14 protein-coding genes are annotated in these 16,003 nt (G+C 69.2%); 6 read left to right on the forward strand and 8 right to left on the reverse strand.

Annotated elements, in window-relative coordinates; translation table 11 throughout:
- The first annotated feature begins 32 nt into the window (after positions 1-32).
- Positions 33-1,334 carry a ParB/Srx family N-terminal domain-containing protein gene (locus AAID08_RS23715; protein ID WP_054500852.1) on the forward strand — a complete coding sequence of 434 codons (1,302 nt, stop codon included), beginning with the start codon at positions 33-35 and terminating at the stop codon, positions 1,332-1,334.
- A 22-nt stretch (positions 1,335-1,356) separates the two neighbouring features.
- Here AAID08_RS23715 and AAID08_RS23720 read toward each other — a convergent pair whose 3' ends face one another.
- On the reverse strand, positions 1,357-1,965 hold the full coding sequence (locus AAID08_RS23720) for a glutathione S-transferase family protein (RefSeq protein WP_054500851.1): 609 nt from the start codon (positions 1,963-1,965) through the stop codon (positions 1,357-1,359).
- A 116-nt stretch (positions 1,966-2,081) separates the two neighbouring features.
- On the opposite strand from AAID08_RS23720, the gene AAID08_RS23725 reads away from it, so the two are divergent.
- Positions 2,082-3,095 carry a YafY family protein gene (locus AAID08_RS23725; protein ID WP_116792937.1) on the forward strand — a complete coding sequence of 338 codons (1,014 nt, stop codon included), beginning with the start codon at positions 2,082-2,084 and terminating at the stop codon, positions 3,093-3,095.
- 27 nt (positions 3,096-3,122) lie between these two features.
- On the opposite strand, the gene AAID08_RS23730 is transcribed toward AAID08_RS23725, so the two are convergent.
- A complete protein-coding gene (locus AAID08_RS23730) occupies positions 3,123-3,509 on the reverse strand; it encodes a hypothetical protein (protein ID WP_064526990.1) in 387 nt (128 codons plus the stop codon).
- A gap of 174 nt (positions 3,510-3,683) precedes the next feature.
- On the opposite strand from AAID08_RS23730, the gene gvpU reads away from it, so the two are divergent.
- Positions 3,684-4,133: a gas vesicle accessory protein GvpU gene (gene gvpU, locus AAID08_RS23735; RefSeq protein WP_175142623.1), complete on the forward strand. Its 450-nt coding sequence runs from the start codon at positions 3,684-3,686 to the stop codon at positions 4,131-4,133.
- 10 nt (positions 4,134-4,143) lie between these two features.
- Here gvpU and AAID08_RS23740 read toward each other — a convergent pair whose 3' ends face one another.
- Entirely contained in the window at positions 4,144-4,941 is a 798-nt protein-coding gene (locus AAID08_RS23740) for a hypothetical protein (protein ID WP_144655423.1), read from the reverse strand.
- Between the two features lie 277 nt (positions 4,942-5,218).
- On the opposite strand from AAID08_RS23740, the gene AAID08_RS23745 reads away from it, so the two are divergent.
- A complete protein-coding gene (locus AAID08_RS23745; protein ID WP_395756955.1) occupies positions 5,219-5,869 on the forward strand; it encodes a response regulator in 651 nt (216 codons plus the stop codon).
- A gap of 111 nt (positions 5,870-5,980) precedes the next feature.
- A complete protein-coding gene (locus tag AAID08_RS23750; RefSeq protein ID WP_395756956.1) occupies positions 5,981-7,393 on the forward strand; it encodes a DUF2252 domain-containing protein in 1,413 nt (470 codons plus the stop codon).
- 13 nt (positions 7,394-7,406) lie between these two features.
- On the opposite strand, the gene AAID08_RS23755 is transcribed toward AAID08_RS23750, so the two are convergent.
- Positions 7,407-9,647, reverse strand: a complete 2,241-nt coding sequence (locus tag AAID08_RS23755) for a phosphocholine-specific phospholipase C (RefSeq protein WP_395756957.1) — start codon at positions 9,645-9,647, stop codon at positions 7,407-7,409.
- A gap of 164 nt (positions 9,648-9,811) precedes the next feature.
- Positions 9,812-10,789: a GNAT family N-acetyltransferase gene (locus tag AAID08_RS23760; RefSeq protein WP_054500844.1), complete on the reverse strand. Its 978-nt coding sequence runs from the start codon at positions 10,787-10,789 to the stop codon at positions 9,812-9,814.
- Positions 10,790-10,860: 71 nt separating this feature from the next.
- Between AAID08_RS23760 and AAID08_RS23765 the strand changes: the two genes are divergently transcribed.
- Positions 10,861-11,682, forward strand: coding sequence for a metallophosphoesterase (locus AAID08_RS23765; RefSeq protein ID WP_395756958.1), 822 nt, complete (start codon positions 10,861-10,863; stop codon positions 11,680-11,682).
- 19 nt (positions 11,683-11,701) lie between these two features.
- Here AAID08_RS23765 and AAID08_RS23770 read toward each other — a convergent pair whose 3' ends face one another.
- Genes AAID08_RS23770 through nirB form a run of 3 tightly spaced genes read right to left on the reverse strand, consistent with a single transcriptional unit; the run spans position 11,702 to position 15,938 of the window.
- Entirely contained in the window at positions 11,702-12,955 is a 1,254-nt protein-coding gene (locus AAID08_RS23770; RefSeq protein ID WP_343719100.1) for a nitrate- and nitrite sensing domain-containing protein, read from the reverse strand.
- A gap of 26 nt (positions 12,956-12,981) precedes the next feature.
- Positions 12,982-13,386: a nitrite reductase small subunit NirD gene (gene nirD / locus AAID08_RS23775; protein ID WP_054415261.1), complete on the reverse strand. Its 405-nt coding sequence runs from the start codon at positions 13,384-13,386 to the stop codon at positions 12,982-12,984.
- Positions 13,386-15,938, reverse strand: coding sequence for a nitrite reductase large subunit NirB (gene nirB, locus AAID08_RS23780; RefSeq protein WP_395756959.1), 2,553 nt, complete (start codon positions 15,936-15,938; stop codon positions 13,386-13,388). The genes nirD and nirB overlap by 1 nt, the downstream gene beginning before the upstream one ends.
- Positions 15,939-16,003 lie beyond the last annotated feature (65 nt).

Raw genomic sequence — 16,003 nt, forward strand, 5'->3', positions numbered from 1 at the left:
TACTTCCCCTGTTGAACCCGATACGCTCATCCATGCCCCGCACGCCCGACTCCGACCTTCCCCGCCCTTTCGCCGCGCGCTGGCGCCCCGCGCTGCGGATCCTCGCCCTGGCCGCGCTGCCGCTGCTGCTGGCAGCCTGCAACGGCAGCAAGGATGGTGACGACGACAGCCCCGTCGCGCAGAACCCGGCGCCACCGACCGACACGCGCAACCCGGCCTACCTGTCGGCGCGGCCGGGCGACGTGATCAAGGTGCGCATCGAGGAACTGCGCCCGACCCAGGCCGCGATCGGCTATGACCAGATCTACTACAAGCTGGGCCGCTGGCAGGGCGACTTCAACCGCCCCACCTGGGCGGCCGACGCGACCAAGCAACTGGACTACCTGAACCGCACGGTCGGCAAGAAGTTCAGCGATTATTGCGAGGACATGGGCGCCACCACGTCACAGGCGTTCACCTCCATCGCCCAACTGCAGGCCGCGCGCCTGGACCAGCCGACGACCTTCAGTTGCACGGCCGCGTTCGGGGCCAACCCCGCCAACCTGAAGACGGTGGTGGTGGGGTGGGACGGCAACCTGTACCTGACCGACGGCCATCACACGTTCTCGTCGCTGCGCGAGATCTTCGATGGCGGCCCCAAGCTGCCGGTGTGGGTCAAGGTCGACGCCAACTACAGCGGCGCCGGCACTGCCGCGGCCTTCTGGCAGCGCATGGTCGATGAGCGCAAGGCCTGGCTGCGCGACGGCCAGAACCAGCCCATCACCGTGGACCAGTTACCGACGCGCGTGGGCATCGCCAACGCGCAGGAACCCGGCGGCATGCAGGAAGACCGCTACCGCTCGCTGGTGTACTTCACCCGCGACATCGCCTACAGCAATGGCAGCCTGCCGGAATTCGCCGAATTCCTGTGGGGCGACTGGCTCCGCCGCCAGGTGGCCGCCAATCTGCTGCCCGGCCTGGACCAGTACGCGATGGTGGCGCCGGCCACGCCCGCGCAGATCCTGACGGTCAGCACGCTGAGCGCGGCGCTGGCGCCCACCGGCGCCAACGACGGCTATGCCGCCGCCGTGCGCAACGCCGCCCTGAAGATGACGGCGCTGGCCGACACCGACATCGTTTTCCAGGACCGCACGGCCGCCAGCCTGGGCCGCATCCCGCTGGTGGCGGGCGCTCCCAGCGGCTCGCCCACCAAGACGGCGCGCGACACGCTGGAAGAATTGCCGCGCAACGACGTCAAGGCCGACGGCAGCCCGCGCGGCGCCGGCAAGCTGTGGTTCGCCGTCAACTATCGCGCCTGCGGCAAGCCGGCCGCGGGCACCTGCTGGGGCTGGTAGGCGCCGGGGCGGCAACGCCGCCTCAGCGGTCGATCTGCATGGCTGGCCGCGCCTGCACCTTGGCCAGCCAAGCCTGCACCTTCGGGTGCGCCGCCACCGGCGCCCCGAGCATCGTGCTGTAGCCGATCACCGAGCCCACCACCAGGTCGGCCAACGAGTATTCGTCGCCCAGCATCCAGGCCTGGCGCGTCAGGTGGCCATCCAACACCGCCAGCAAGACGTCCAGGTCGGCCCGCGCCCGCTCCGCGTGGCGCGGATCGCGTTGGCCTTCCTCGCCGTGGCCGACGTGGAACAGGCGCCACAGCACCGCGCCGTACGATACATAAGCCCACGCGCTCCAGGACATCGCGGCGAGCCGTTGCGGCGTGCCCGCGGCGGGCCACAGGCCGCGCTCGACGCCCCATTGCTCGCCCAGCCACAACTGGATCGCCAACGCTTCGAACAGGGGCGCGCCGTCCACGGTCAGCGTCGGCACCTTGCCATTCGGATTGATCGCCAGGAATTCGGGACGGCGCTGTTCGCCGGCGCGGATGTCGACCTTTACGCGCTCGTGAGGAACCTGCAGTTCGGCCAGGGCGGCGGCGATCGGGGAAGCGCTGGACTGGGGGTGCCAATAAAAGACGATGGACATGGGAAATACTCCGGTTTCGTGGATTCCCGCCGCGGCCCCATGGCCACCGGCGATGGCGTGAACTGTAGAATCGATTGCGGACAGATTCCGCCCTCGATTTGCTTTACCGTCACGCCATGCTCACCTCCAGCAACCGTCTCCTGCGCCTGCTGTCCCTCCTGCAGACCCGCCGCCACTGGGCCGGCGGCGAGCTGGCGCAGGCGCTCGCGGTGCACCCGCGCACCCTGCGGCGCGATATCGACCGGCTGCGTGAATTGGGCTACCCGATCCAGGCCAGCAGCGGTGTGGCCGGCGGCTACGCCTTTCGCGCCGGGCACGCGCTGCCGCCCCTGCTGCTGGATGACGACGAGGCCCTGACGGTGGCGATCACCCTGCGCACCGCCGCCACCGGCACGGTTGCCGGCATCGAGGAAGCCGCGCTGCGGGCGCTGGTCAAACTGGAACAGGTGATGCCGGCGCGGTTGCGGCACAAGGTGGATGCGTTGCGCTCGGCGCTGGTGCCGCTGGCGCGCCACACGCCGTCGGTGGATGCGGGCCTGCTGGCCGCGCTGGCGGCCGCCTGCCGCGACCAGTTGCGCGTGAGCTTCGACTACATCGACGGCCGTGGCCAGGCCAGCACGCGCCAGGTCGAGCCGCAGGGGCTGGCGCACACGGGCTGGCGCTGGTACCTGGTCGCCTGGGATCCGGCGCGCGACGACTGGCGCACGTTCCGGCTCGACCGCATCGCCGGCGGCGTGACACCGGGCGCGCATTTCCGCCCACGGCCGCCACCCGACGGCGGCGACCTGCGCGCGTATGTCGCGCGATCGGTGGGCCAGGCGCCGAATGCCGAAGACGCCCGCGTCATCCTGCACGCGCCGCGGGCGGCGATGGCGGCGCGCATTCCGCCATGGGCTGGCGATCTCGAAACGCTCGACCCCGGCCGCTGCCTGTTGCGCTGCGCGGGCCAGTCACCGGACGCGCTGGCCTACTGGCTGATGTCGCTGGACGTGGAGTTCGATGTATTGGCGCCCACGGCGCTGGCACAGCGCCTGCGGCAGGCGAGCGAACGCGTCGACCGCATGCTGCAGCGCCATGCCGCGCGCGAACAGGCGTCGACAACAGGCGGATTGACGCCGCCCGCGCCGTAACGCCGGCGGCGCCACGGCGCGCACCGATCAGGCGCCGGAACGCGCCTGATCGGCCTGCTTGGCCTGTTCGGCCCTGGCCAATTGCTGCATGACCAGCGAGACCTTTTCGGCGATCTTGAGCTTGTCGGCCGCCGACATCGCGTCGTAGTCCTTCTTCGAGATCCCGAGGGAGGCCAGCGCCGCGTAGAACATCTTGTCCTGCAGCGACATGGAGGCATAGTCCATGAATTCCTGCTCGGACTCCGAGGCGGCGCCCGGCGAAGCGCCGCGCACGCCACCGCCCAGCGCCGAGGCGCCGCGCTGCTGCGCGTCCTGGAACGCGGCGCGGAAGGCCTCGCCGGCGCCCGCGGCGAACGACGAAGATTGGCGGGGATCGGCCGCGTCGGCGGCATTCCTGGAATTCACGGTGATCATGGTCAGCCTAGTCTGAGGAAAACACGATGGTTCGCAAGTTACTCTCCCGGCCGCCGGACCGATGCACCGGAATGACGCCCGATCCGGCTGTTTCTCCGCCGATTGCCCCGATGCGCGCCCGCCGCAGTTCGAGTATCTTGTGACTCCCTCGCACATTCCGGAGCCTGTGCCGTCATGAATTTCGAACCGACCCCCACCTCATCCCAGCCCGCCCCCGCCGTCGCCGCGCCGCCAGCCGACGTTTTCCTGCAGTTCCTGGTGAACCTGGTGAACAATGGCGGCCAGCTCAAGGGCATCGGCGTGACGCTGCAGATGGGCGGCATGCTGGTGTCCGGTTCGATCGTGTCGGGCGCCGAGTACTTCGACCGTTTCGCCGAAGCCTTCGCCGATTCGCTGTCGGACATGGACGACCAGGCGCGGGGATCGGTGCGCTCCTCGCTGTCGGAACTGGGCGACGTGTTCCGGCTGCCGCAACCGGCCGAACCCCTGCCCAACTACATCCACCTGGCCGACGCCCTGTTCTTCACCGCGGACGGCACGCCGATCGCGGGCCAGCCGACGCTGTGGCGCGGCCGCAGCAGCGCCGTGGACGGTTTCATCCTGGGCCGCCTGCAGGCCGCCTGAACGGGCTACGCTAGCCGGCGCCAGGGCCGGGCCGGTGGACGCAGGCGTTGAAGCTGCGCCAGGCCCCGCCGTCAGCCTGCAGCCAGACCGCCAGGCATTGCGCGCTGAGTGGCGCGGACAGCATGGCGCCGCGAAACAGCAGTCCCGGGTGCGCACGCAGCCAGACGAAATCGTGAATGTCTTCTATGTCGTCGGCAAGCACCTGCAGCTTGGCATCCTCGATGCACGCCATCATGGCGCAAAAGCGCTGCTGCAGCGAGCGGTCGGCGCCGAGCCCGCGCGGAATCTTCAGGGTCAGGCCGCAGACGCGCAGCGCGCCACAGGCCACCGGTTCGCCGCCGCAGGTGGCGGGCAGCAATTGCGCCCGCAAGCCGGGCTGGAATTCGGCATAGCTGGCCAGAACGGACGCCTGGGGCAACAGGCGCTGGAACAAGGGCAGGAGGAAAGTCAGGCGCCGGGTCGCCAGGTGCGCGCGCTTGCCGCCAGCGCGCGCACCCAGGCAGAGTTGGTCGCGTGTCAGGCCCATGTCGAGATCGGTGCACAGGCGCTGCGCCAGGTCGGCGTCGCCGGGCCCGGCCAGCGCGTGTTCGAAAGACAGGTCGATGAGCGCGCCGGACTGCTCGGCGAAGGCCGCCGCGGCGCGCAGGCGCGCGCGTTGCGGCGCAAGGTTGTCCGCGCCGCCGCTCCACGGCGTGAAGCCGTCCGCGACCGCGTACTCATGCACACGGCCTTGCGCGGTGAAGACCGGCTGGAACCGCAGGAACAGGGTTTCCTTTCGCGCAGGCCAGGCGGGAACGGCGTCACGCATGGCGGAAGCGGGCCACGGGCGCCGGCCAGGGGCGGCGCGTGGGGGAGAACATCATGGAACCTCATGAAGGCGTGGACACGCCGCAATGCCGGCCGCGTCGGACGGAAGACAGCAGATATGAGGACGATGGTGCCAAAGGCGGGGAAGCGATTGAACAGGAAAATTCTCAATCCTGGAATCCTCTCGCCTCGTCCGGCTTCGGCGCCATGCGTTCCGCGACCGGCCGCCGATGCGGAATAATTCGTCTGTCTCCCCGGCCAACCTGACCCCGCTTCGCATGCAACGACTCCGTATCGCCATCGCCGACGACCATCCGCTGCTCCTGATGGCCATGGCCGACCTGCTGAAAAAGCACCTGGGCTTCGAGGTCGTCGCCGCGCTCGACACGCCCACGGCGCTGGTCGAACAGCTTGCACGCGACGCGCCGCAGGTGGTCATCACCGACTACGCCATGCCCGGCGACGACCTCTACGGCGACGGCATCCGCCTGGTCAAGTACCTGATCCGCCACTACCCCGGCGTCCGCGTGGTGGTGCTGACCATGGTTTCCAACCCCATGATCGTGTCGGCGCTGTACGACGCCGGCGTGGATGCGGTGGTCTTCAAGCACGACAGCCCGAACGAGATCGTCACCGCCCTGCAGGCGCTGCAACGCGGCCGCAAATACTATCCGCCCGGCCTGCCGCGGCGCCGCTCGCCGGCGGGACACGGCGCGCTCATCGGCGAGCGCATCAACAGCCTCTCGCCCAAGGAGTTCGAAGTGCTGCGGCATTTCGTGCGCGGCGAGTCGATGATGCAGGTGGCCGGCTGCCTCAAGCGCAGCGTCAAGACCGTCAGCGGCCAGAAGATGTCGGCCATGCGCAAGCTGGGCGTGCGCACGGACCAGGAACTGGTGGCGTTCTGTGTCGAGCACGGCATGTTCCAATGAGGCTCCGCGGGCGGCCGCCGCTCGCGCGGGAACACCCACAAGGCGCCCAGTCCCGCTACACTCCTGGCGACAGGCCGGTCATCGGCACCGGTCCGCGACCAGGGAACCGCCATGCTCGAAACAGACAGCATTCAAGCGCGCAGGTCCAACGGGCAAAAAGCCCGGGAGCACGTCAAGCGCTCGTCCCACGCCGCCCTCGGCAATGTCGACCGGGACCCGATCCGGTTGCTGCGGATCAATAGCGCCGGACGGGTACAGGCCCTGATCCCGTTGCGCTACGGCCGCATGGCGGCCTCGCCCTTCGCCTTCTTTCGCGGCGCCGCCATCCTGCAGGCACACGACCTGGCCGGCACCCCGCATACCGGCATCTCCATCCCTATCTGCGGCGACGCCCACCTGCTCAACTTCGGCGGCTTCGCCACGCCCGAGCGGCAGTTGCTGTTCGACCTGAACGATTTCGACGAAACCGCCACCGGCCCGTGGGAATGGGATATCAAGCGGCTGACCGCCAGCCTTGCGGTGGCGGCGGCGCACATGGGCTACGGCCGCGGCGACAGCGCCGACATCGTCATGGCGGCCGCCTGCGAATACCAGTTGCGCATGAACGAGTACGCGCAGAACAGCACGCTCGACGTGTGGTACGAGGGCATCACCTTCGAACGCATGCTGCAGGACGCGGAAACCGCCGAGGGCCGCCGGCTGATCAGCCGCGCCATGGAAAAGGCCGCCGGCCGCACCAACGAGAGCATGCTGCACAAGATGGCGTACATGGAAGACGGCCACTGGCGCATCCGCGACGCGCCGCCGGCCATGTTCCACCCCAGCGGTCCCGTGACGCTGCTGGGCAAGGCCGAGCACTGGCCGGACACGCCGACCTGGAAGAAGAAGATGGCCAAATGCTACGCCGGCTATCTCGATAGCCTGGCGCCGGACCGGCGCGAACTGCTCAAGCACTTCGCGGCGCAGGACGTGGTTTTCAAGGTGGTGGGCGTGGGCAGCGTGGGCACGGTCTGCCTGGTGATGCTGATGGTGGACAGTTGGGGCAATCCGCTGTTCCTGCAGGCCAAGGAAGCGCGAGAATCCGTCATCGCCCGCTATGCCCGCGACAGGGCGCCCGCGCATGCCGGATATCGCGTGGTGACGGGCCAGCGGCTGCTGCAGGCGGCCAGCGACATCTTCCTGGGTTGGGCCACCGGGCCGCGCGGCAAGCACTACTATTTCCGCCAGTTGCGCGACATGAAAGTCTCAGCCGACGTCGAGAGCTTCAACCAGAAGATCCTGACCGGCTACGCCCGCATGTGCGGCCGCGCGCTGGCGCGGGCCCATGCCAAGGCCAGCGGGCACTCGGTGGAGCTGGCCGCGTACATGGGACGCGCGGGCCCGTTCGCCGAGGCGCTGCTGGCGTACGCGCAGGGCTACGCGCGGCAGAACGAAAAGGACTACCGCCGCTTCCTCGAGGCCTGCCGCGCGGGCAAGCTGCCCATGCGCACGGACGAGGACATGGCGGCGGACTTCCGCGTCTGAGCGCGTCCGGCCCTCAGGCGCCGGCCACGCCCATGGCCGGATCGCTCACCGTGTGCGCGCCGGTCTCGACGCGGCCGGCGAAGCGGCGGTAGAACGCCGGATCGCTGGAACAGGTGACGGCAAAGTCATACCACTGGCCGCTGGCCGCCAGGTTCCAATTGCGCGTGGCCTTGCTCCCGCCCGCGACCTCCAGCGCCAACGGCGCGTCCTGCCGGTAGGCCTGCGGCGTCACGGTGAAGGTGCAGGCGTTGGCGCCGGTGTTGAGGAACTCGGCGTAGACCTCGCCATTGGCAATGTCGTAGCAGACCCGGACCTCGGGCAGCGAACCGCTGGCGGCGATGCGGTGGATGTCGCCCTTGAAATGGCGGTGATAGCCGTTCGGGCCCAGCACCCACAGGTCGTACCTGCCCAGGCTGTCCAGCAACGCATTCCAGGTGTCGGACAGGGTCTTGCCGGCCTCGACCGCGTAGCGGCGCGGCAGCCGGTCCAGGTGATAGCGATCGTAGACGTGGAACACCGCGCCCTGCGTGCCCGTGTTGGCGAACACCAGTTCCACCGTGCCGGCCGCGGCGCAGCGCGCGCTGGTGTGCAGTTCGTAGGGCAGCGCGCGCGACGGGCGCGTGCCGCTGGCCTGCGGCGGCAATTGCATGTCGGTGGGCAGCGGCATCTGCGGCAGGGCTTCCTGCGCGCTGCGCAACTGGTCGGCGGCCGCGCGCGTGGCGCGCCCGGCCAGCGTCGGCAGCGCTTCGGCATTGGGCGTCTTGAAGTTGAAGGCGCTGGTCAGGTCGCCGCAGACCGCGCGGCGAAACGGGCTGATGTTGGGCTCGGCCACGCCGAAGCGCGCTTCCAGGAAACGCAACACCGAGGTGTGGTCGAACACCTGCGAGTTGACCCAGCCGCCGCGGCTCCAGGGCGAGATCACGAACATCGGCACGCGCGGGCCGGGGCCGTAGACGCGGCCGTCCTTGGTCGCCGGCTGGGTCGTGCTGCCGGCGGGCGAGGCGTGCGTGAAGTACTCGAACGCCATGTCGGCATCGGCCAGCGTGGTCTTGCCGGCGGGGGTGCCGCCGGCATCGCGCGACGGCGCGGACGGCGACGGCACATGGTCGAAGTAGCCATCGTTCTCGTCGAAATTCACCAGCAGCACCGTCTTGCTCCAGACCTCGGGCACGGCGGTCAGCGCATCCAGCACTTCCTGCAGGAACCAGGCGCCCTGCACGGGGCTGGACGGGCCCGGGTGTTCGCAATAGATGGACGGCGCGTTCATCCAGCTCACCTGCGGCAAGCGGCCTTCGCGGATGTCGCGCCTGAAGGCGTCCAGGTAGTTCTCGGGCGCGGCGCCCGGCAGCGTGTTGGCCACGCCCTTGTAGAGCGGATTGGCGGCGTTGTCGGTGGCCGGATCGTAGGCCTTGTACGGCAGCGCCTGGCCGGTGTTGGCATAGGGCACGCCGGGCTCGCCGCCGCTGGACACCGGATAGCCGGAATTCACGTTGGCCTGGCGGAACGCGCGGAACGCGCCCAGCATGTTGTCGCCCCATTCATCGGGCATGTTCTGGTACGAGATCCAACTGACGCCCGCCTGTTCCAAGCGCTCGGCGTAGGTGGTCCAGGTGTAGCCCTTGTTGACGTTGGCCGGCAGGCCGTCGATCCAGTCCCACTCGTTGTTGACGAAGGCGGTGTTGGTGGGCACGGCGCCGTTGGTGCCGGTCAGGTGGAACGAACGGTTGGCGTCGGTGCCGGTGTGCATCGAACAATGGTAGGCGTCGCACAGGGTGAAGGCGTTGGCGAGCGCGAACTGGAACGGGATCTCGCTTTCCTTGAAGTAGCCCATGGAGATATCGTTCTTGTGCGTGGGCCATTGCGCCATGCGGCCGCCGTCCCAGGCCTTCTGGCTGTCGTCCCAGCTGTGCGGCGTGCCGGCGGCGCGCTGCGCGTTGTGGCTGCTGCCGTCGATATGGAACGGCGTCAGCACGGCGCCGTTGGCGCGCTGCTGCTGCCAGACCTTGCGGCCGTTGGCCAGCGGGATGGTGAAGCGATCGCCGAAACCGCGCACGCCCTTGAGCGTGCCAAAGTAGTGATCGAACGAGCGGTTCTCCTGCATCAGGATGATCACATGCTCGACATCCTTGATGGTGCCGGTGGCGTTGTTGGCGGGAATGGCGAGGGCGCGGCGGATGCTGGGGGGAAATGCGGCGAGCGCGGCGGCGGCAAAGCCCGCGCCGGCGGTCTGGAGAAAGTTGCGGCGGGAGGTCATCGGGTGGATTTGGAAAGAGGAGCACCAACCTTGCCGCGAAGCATCGGCAAGACCCCAGCGAGTCTAGGAATGCGAAGTGACAGCGCCGTGAAAGCGGACGCGTCGAAGCGGGCCGCGGCGCGTGCGCGCGGCCTCAGTGTGTGTCCAGATGCGTCAGCGCGAGGTCAGCGCGCCGCGCGGCTGAAGCGCTGTTCGACCACCACGCCGCCCCATTGCGTGCCCTCGGCTTCCTGTGTCAGCACGAAGCCGGCCGACTCATACAGGTGGCGCGCGGCGTCCAGGCCCTTGAAGGTCCACAGATACGTTTCGTCAATGTCGAGCGCGTCGACGAAGGCCATGGCGCGCGCCAGCAGGGCCCGCCCCACGCCCATGCCGCGCAGCGATTCATCGACAATGAACCAGCGCAGATGCGCCGTGCGCGCCGCGAGGTCACTGTCGATGGCGATGGAGGCCAGCGTGCGGTTGCCGTCGGTGTAGCGCCACAGGTTCTTGCCCGGCGCGGGCAGGCTCTCCGCGAAGGCCGCCAGCCCCGTCGCCACCAGGCGCTCGAACACCACGCCAAAGCCGGCGGCCTGGGCGTAGTAGCGCGCGTGCAGGCCGGCCACGTCGCCGATACAGCCGGGCGCGTAGCCTTCCTGGATCTGCGACTCGATCGCGTCGCTGGCCTGCGCGGCGCGGGTGTTGGGGTTTTCGCGCGACAAGGCGTCGGCATACAACGACAGGTAGCGCACCAGGATCTCCTGGTCGGGCGGCGCCAGTTGCCGCAAGGCGCGCGACACCTGCTCGGTGGCGAACTGATCGATGCGGCTGCGCAGGTCCTGGCCGGCTGGCGTCAGCGACAGGCGCGAGGCGCGCGCGTCGCCGCTGTCGGTCTCTCTCGCCACCAGGCCGGCCGCCTCCAGCTTGGCGACCTGGCGGCTGGTGTTGGACTTGTCCAGCCGCAGCACCAGCGCCAGGTCGCGCGCCTGGATGCCCGGCTGCAGGCCGATCTCGATGATGGCGTGCACCGCCGACGGCGCCAGCTCGCTGCCGGCCAGCGATGGCCGCATGAAGCCCAGTTCTCGCACCAGCTTGCGCGAGAATTCCCGCAGGTCGCGGATGGTCTGTTCCCGGGAGCGGGTGGGAAAATCGATAAGATCCATGATGACGCGTCCTGAAGTTGCGGGTCGCAACCAATTTACTTGCGAATCGCAACCAAAACAAGCCCTGCCCCATGAAAATTCAATTGCTGTCCGATCTGCACCTGGAGTCCGACCCCACTTTCGTCGCACACCCGATGGCGGGCGCGGACCTGCTGGTGCTGGCGGGCGACATCGGCTCGTACCAACCGCGCTCCAGACTGACGGCGGACGATTTCGGCCTGGGCCGCTATTCGCCTCGCCACGACTGGCCGACGCCGGTGGTCTATGTGCCGGGCAACCATGAATACGACAACCTCGATTTCGATGAAACCCACGACCGGCTGCGCACGCTGTGCGAGGCGCTGGGGATCCATTGGCTCGAGCGCGAGACCCTGGTGCTCGACGGCGTGCGGCTGGTGGGCACCACGCTGTGGACCGACTTCGACGCGCTGGCCGCGCCGGGCGACACGCTGACGCAGGCGCTGGCCAAGCGGGGCAAGGCCTTCCGCGCCGCCGATTTCTATCTGGAGAAAGCGCGGATGCGGCGCCACGGCGCCCCCTTCATGGCCGAGCAGATGCGCGAACAGGGCCTGGCCTGTCAGGCCTGGCTGGAGGCGGCGCTGCGCGCGCCGTTCGACGGCCCGACGGTGGCCATCACCCATTTCGCGCCAAGCCTGGCCAGCGCCGATCCGCGCTACGGCGTGACGCCGGGCACCGCCGGATTCTGCAACGCGCTCGACCACCTGCTGCCGCTGGCCGACATGTGGCTGCACGGCCACCTGCACTGCCCGCTGGACTACGAGAAGGAAGGCTGCCGCGTGGTCGCCAATCCGCTGGGCTACGCCCGCAAGGGCGAGCAGGAGGGCTACCTGCCCGACGCGTTGTGGGAAGTGCCGGACAGGCGCGGCGCGTAGGCCGGGATCGCGGCGGCATTCAGCCAGCCGCGGTATCGAGTTCGGCCAGCACCTGCCGGGCGACCTCGTCGAGCGAGCGCCGGCAGTCCATGGCAACGCGCTGCAATTGATCGTGCGCGGCCTGTTCGCTCAGGCCATGGCGGCTGACCAGCAGCCACTTGGCGCGCTCGACCCGCCGTCGCTCCTCCAGCGCGCGGCGTGCCAGCGCCAGCGCGTCGTCCGATTGCCGCAGGCGTTGCGCCTGATCGCGCATCAGGTCGAGGATGGAGCGTTCCATGGCCTCGCCCACGCCGTCCTGCGGCGGCACGTCGAGAATGCGGCCTTGCAACTGGAACAGCATCGCCGGCGTGTCGTCACTGGCGTGATCGGCGAAACGGCTGAGGAGCAGCCGATGGTTGTCCAGTTCGGCGCGGGTCTCGACGATGCGGCGATGGCATTGCAGGGTGAGTGCCTCGGCCAGCAGGCTTTCGACCGCGCGCATCGCGTCGATGCGTTCGGTGCACAGGCCGAACCACAGCTCGGCCAGGCCAGCGTCGACGCGTTCGGCTTCGGAAGTCCGCAGCGCCATGTCGCGCATGCGCAGCACCGGGCCTGCGCCCTGCTCCACTCGCTCCCAGACGGCCAGCGCGTCCGCGCCGGCGTATTGCGCGAAGCTGTCGAAGCAGCGCTTCTGCAGGTCCGCCAGCTCCAGCACGCGGGCCTTCTGCGCCTCGGTGAAGTAGCCGGTGGTGTAGCCCATGACGCCGTAGGCCCGTTCCTGGCCGCACAGTTCCTTGCCCTGCATGAAATTCAGCAACGCCACCAGCAGGCGCGTGACGCCCGCATCCAGCGACGAATCGGCGGCTTCGAACACCAGCGCGAACAGGCTGGCGATGAGCCGCGTGAATACCGCCCCGGCCTCTTGCGCCGCGACCCGGCGGTCGCGGATGGCGCGGCGCGTGCGCGGCAATTCGTCGAGGCGGTACAGCGCGTACGCGATGCAGTTGAGCAGCCGCGCCTTGCCGGCGCTGCGGGTGGCATCCGGCTCCAGCCGGTCGAGGAAGCGGCGCACTTCCTCCTCCACCGCGCAGGCGTCGGAACTCAGGCCGGCCAGGGTCTGGCGCAGCGCGTCCTGGCCGCCGCACAGGTACAGGTTGGAAGAGCCGCGCTCCTTCTGCAGCACGTGCACCAGCTTGCTGACCAGGGTGGCCAGCTCGCAGGTGCTGGCCAGCGCCTCGAGCCCGTGCAACTCGCTGCGGCGGGCGGCCAGGAGAAAGCGCAGGGTCGAAGGCATGGCGTGCTGCGGCATGGCGGTCGCCCTCAAGCCATGGCGGGCGGTTGGACTTCCACCGCATCGCCATTGAAGCGCACGGGCCAGGCCCGCAGCGATTGATCGGGATACTCGACACAGGCGCCGTCGCGCAGACGGAAGTGCTGCTTGTAGAGCGGCGAGGCCACCACCAGTTCGCCGGCCAGGTGGCCGACGATGCCGCGGCCGATGACGTTGGCGCCGGATTTCGGGTCGCGGTTGTCGAGGGCGTAGAGCGTTTCGCCGGCAACGGCGGGCAAATAGAACAGGGCCACCTGGCGGCCGTCCACCAGCGCCACCACGCCGGAATCGGCTACCAGGTCGCGGCGGGTGCAGGCGGGGCGCCAAGACGCGGCGTCGGGCGTGGCGTCACGCGCGGTCTCCGGGCGCAGGGCAATCACGGCATTCGAGCGCATCAGGCAAGCTCCTCGGCGATGGGAATCACGCGCGCGGCCGGCGCCGGGCGCGGCTGGCCGCGCTCCTGCACGAAGCGGATGTCAGGGTCCGCCGCGGCGCTGTTGACGAAAGTGCGGAAACGCTTGAGCTTTTCCGGGTCGGACAGGGCATTGGCCCATTCGCATTCATAGCGGTCCACCACCAACTGCATCTGCGCCTCCAGTTCGGCGCCCAGCCCCAGGCTGTCGTCGATGACCACGGCCTTCAGATAATCCAGGCCGCCCTCCAGCGACTCGCGCCAGACCGAGGTGCGCTGCAGCTTGTCGGCGGTGCGGATGTAGAACATCAGCAGGCGGTCGATGTAGCGGATCAGGGTGGCGTCATCCAGGTCCTGCGCGAACAGTTCGGCGTGGCGCGGCCGCATGCCGCCGTTGCCGCACACGTACAGGTTCCAGCCGTTCTCGGTGGCGATGACGCCGATGTCCTTGCTTTGCGCCTCGGCGCATTCGCGAGTGCAGCCCGAGACCGCGAACTTGAGCTTGTGCGGCGCGCGCAGGCCCTTGTAGCGGTCTTCGATGCGCAGCGCCATGGCGACGCTGTCCTGCACGCCGTAGCGGCACCAGGTGCTGCCGACGCAGGACTTCACGGTGCGGGTGGACTTGCCGTAGGCGTGGCCGGTCTCGAAGCCGGCGGCGATCAGTTCGGCCCAGATGTCGGGCAGCTCGTGCAATTGTGCGCCGAACAAGTCGATGCGCTGGCCGCCGGTGATCTTGGTGTAGAGCTTGTATTTCTTGGCCACCGCGCCGATCGCGATCAGGCCGTCGGGCGTGACCTCGCCGCCCGGGATGCGCGGCACCACCGAATAGGTGCCGTTCTTCTGCATGTTGGCCATGAAGGTGTCGTTGGTGTCCTGCAGCGGCACCAGGTGAGGATCCTGGATCGGGCGATTCCAGCACGAGGCCAGGATCGACGCCACGGTGGGCTTGCACAGGTCGCAGCCGACGTGGCCGCGGCCATGGCGCGCCAGCAGTTCCTCGAACGATTCGATGCCCTGCACCCGCACGATGGCGTAGAGTTCCTGGCGCGTGTAGGCGAAGTGCTCGCACAGGCTCTTGTCCACCGCGACGCCGCGGCTCGCCAGTTCGTGTTCCACCACCTGCTTGAGCAGGGGCGCGCAGCCGCCGCAGCCGGTGGCGGCCTTGGTGCAGGCCTTGACGCCGGCGACGTCGGCGCAGCCGCCGTCCAGCGCGTCACAGATGGCGGCCTTGCTGACGTTGTGGCACGAACAGATGGTGGCGCTGGCCGGCAGCGCGGCCGCGCCCAGCATGGGCGCGGCCTGCCCGGCGGGCAGGATCAGGCTGGCCGGATCGGCCGGCGGCGCGATGCCGTTCTGCGCGTATTGCAGCAGGGTGTCGTAGTAGCTGTTGTCGCCCACCAGCACCGCGCCCAATACGCGCTTGCCGTCGGCCGACACCACCAGGCGGCGGTACGAGGCGCCGGCCTCGTCGATGTAGCGATAGCTGCGCGCGCCGGGCGTGGCGCCGTGGGCATCGCCGATCGAGCCGACGTCCACGCCCAGCAGCTTGAGCTTGGTCGACATGTCGGCGCCGGCGAACGGCGCGCTGTCGTCGTCACAGAGGTCGGCGGCGGCCACGCGCGCCATCTGGTAGCCGGGCGCCACCAGGCCGAAGATGGCGCCGTCGAACGCGGCGCATTCGCCGATGGCGTAGATCGACGCATCGCTGCTGCGGCAATGGCCGTCGACGGCAATGCCGCCGCGTTCGGCCACGGTCAGTCCCGCCTGGCGCGCCAGGCCGTCGCGCGGCCGGATGCCGGCCGAGAACACGATCAGGTCGGTTTCCAGCGGCGCGCCTTCGGCGAACCGCATGCGGTAGCGGTATTGCGCGCCTTCCTTGATTTCCTGCGTGGCGCGCGACAGGTGCACGCCCACGCCCAGCGCCTCGATGCGCGCCTTGAGCGCGGCGCCGCCGGCCTCGTCCAGTTGCACCGGCATCAGGCGCGGCGCGAACTCGACCACGTGCGCCTCCAGCCCGAGCGACTTGAGCGCGTTGGCGGCCTCCAGGCCCAGCAGGCCGCCGCCCACCACCACCCCGCGCCGGGCGCCATCGGCCGCCGCGCGGATCTGGTCCAGGTCATCGAGCGTGCGGTACACCAGGCGCGAGGCTCCTTCGGCGCCGGCGATCGGCGGCACGAAGGGATAGGAGCCGGTGGCCAGCACCAGCTTGTCATAGCCATGGCTGCCCTCGGCCGTCACCACCTGCCGCGCGTGGCGGTCGATGCGCAGCACCGGCGTGCCCAGCCGCAGCGACAGGCCCGGCCGTTCATAGAACGCGGCGTCGCTCATGGCCATCGATTCGGCATCGCGCCCGCCGATGTATTCGGACAGGTGCACGCGATCGTAGGCGCGCCGGGTCTCTTCGCCGAACACCAGGATGCGGTAGCGCGCCAGCGCGCCACGCTCGATCAGTTGCTCGACGCAGTGATGGCCGACCATGCCGTTGCCGATGACGATCAGGGTCTGCATGGGGATCGTGGAGGTCGCTGTGCTCATAGGAGGCTATCCAGGCTGGGCCGTTCGGGTTTCAAAAGACAAACGGCGCCCGGGACTGGTGGGTC

It is taken from the genome of Achromobacter sp. EB05 (assembly GCF_044232075.1).
Lineage (GTDB): Bacteria > Pseudomonadota > Gammaproteobacteria > Burkholderiales > Burkholderiaceae_B > Achromobacter > Achromobacter dolens.

Coding starts and splice junctions, on each gene's coding strand:
- AAID08_RS23720 (WP_054500851.1), bottom strand. CDS start 1,965: ATGTCCATCGTCTTTTATTGGCACCCCCAGTCCAGCGCTTCCCCGATC.
- AAID08_RS23750 (WP_395756956.1), top strand. CDS start 5,981: ATGCTCGAAACAGACAGCATTCAAGCGCGCAGGTCCAACGGGCAAAAA.
- AAID08_RS23760 (WP_054500844.1), bottom strand. CDS start 10,789: ATGGATCTTATCGATTTTCCCACCCGCTCCCGGGAACAGACCATCCGC.
- AAID08_RS23745 (WP_395756955.1), top strand. CDS start 5,219: ATGCAACGACTCCGTATCGCCATCGCCGACGACCATCCGCTGCTCCTG.
- AAID08_RS23730 (WP_064526990.1), bottom strand. CDS start 3,509: ATGATCACCGTGAATTCCAGGAATGCCGCCGACGCGGCCGATCCCCGC.
- AAID08_RS23715 (WP_054500852.1), top strand. CDS start 33: ATGCCCCGCACGCCCGACTCCGACCTTCCCCGCCCTTTCGCCGCGCGC.
- nirD (WP_054415261.1), bottom strand. CDS start 13,386: ATGCGCTCGAATGCCGTGATTGCCCTGCGCCCGGAGACCGCGCGTGAC.
- nirB (WP_395756959.1), bottom strand. CDS start 15,938: ATGAGCACAGCGACCTCCACGATCCCCATGCAGACCCTGATCGTCATC.
- AAID08_RS23755 (WP_395756957.1), bottom strand. CDS start 9,647: ATGACCTCCCGCCGCAACTTTCTCCAGACCGCCGGCGCGGGCTTTGCC.
- AAID08_RS23725 (WP_116792937.1), top strand. CDS start 2,082: ATGCTCACCTCCAGCAACCGTCTCCTGCGCCTGCTGTCCCTCCTGCAG.
- AAID08_RS23770 (WP_343719100.1), bottom strand. CDS start 12,955: ATGCCTTCGACCCTGCGCTTTCTCCTGGCCGCCCGCCGCAGCGAGTTG.
- gvpU (WP_175142623.1), top strand. CDS start 3,684: ATGAATTTCGAACCGACCCCCACCTCATCCCAGCCCGCCCCCGCCGTC.
- AAID08_RS23740 (WP_144655423.1), bottom strand. CDS start 4,941: ATGCGTGACGCCGTTCCCGCCTGGCCTGCGCGAAAGGAAACCCTGTTC.
- AAID08_RS23765 (WP_395756958.1), top strand. CDS start 10,861: ATGAAAATTCAATTGCTGTCCGATCTGCACCTGGAGTCCGACCCCACT.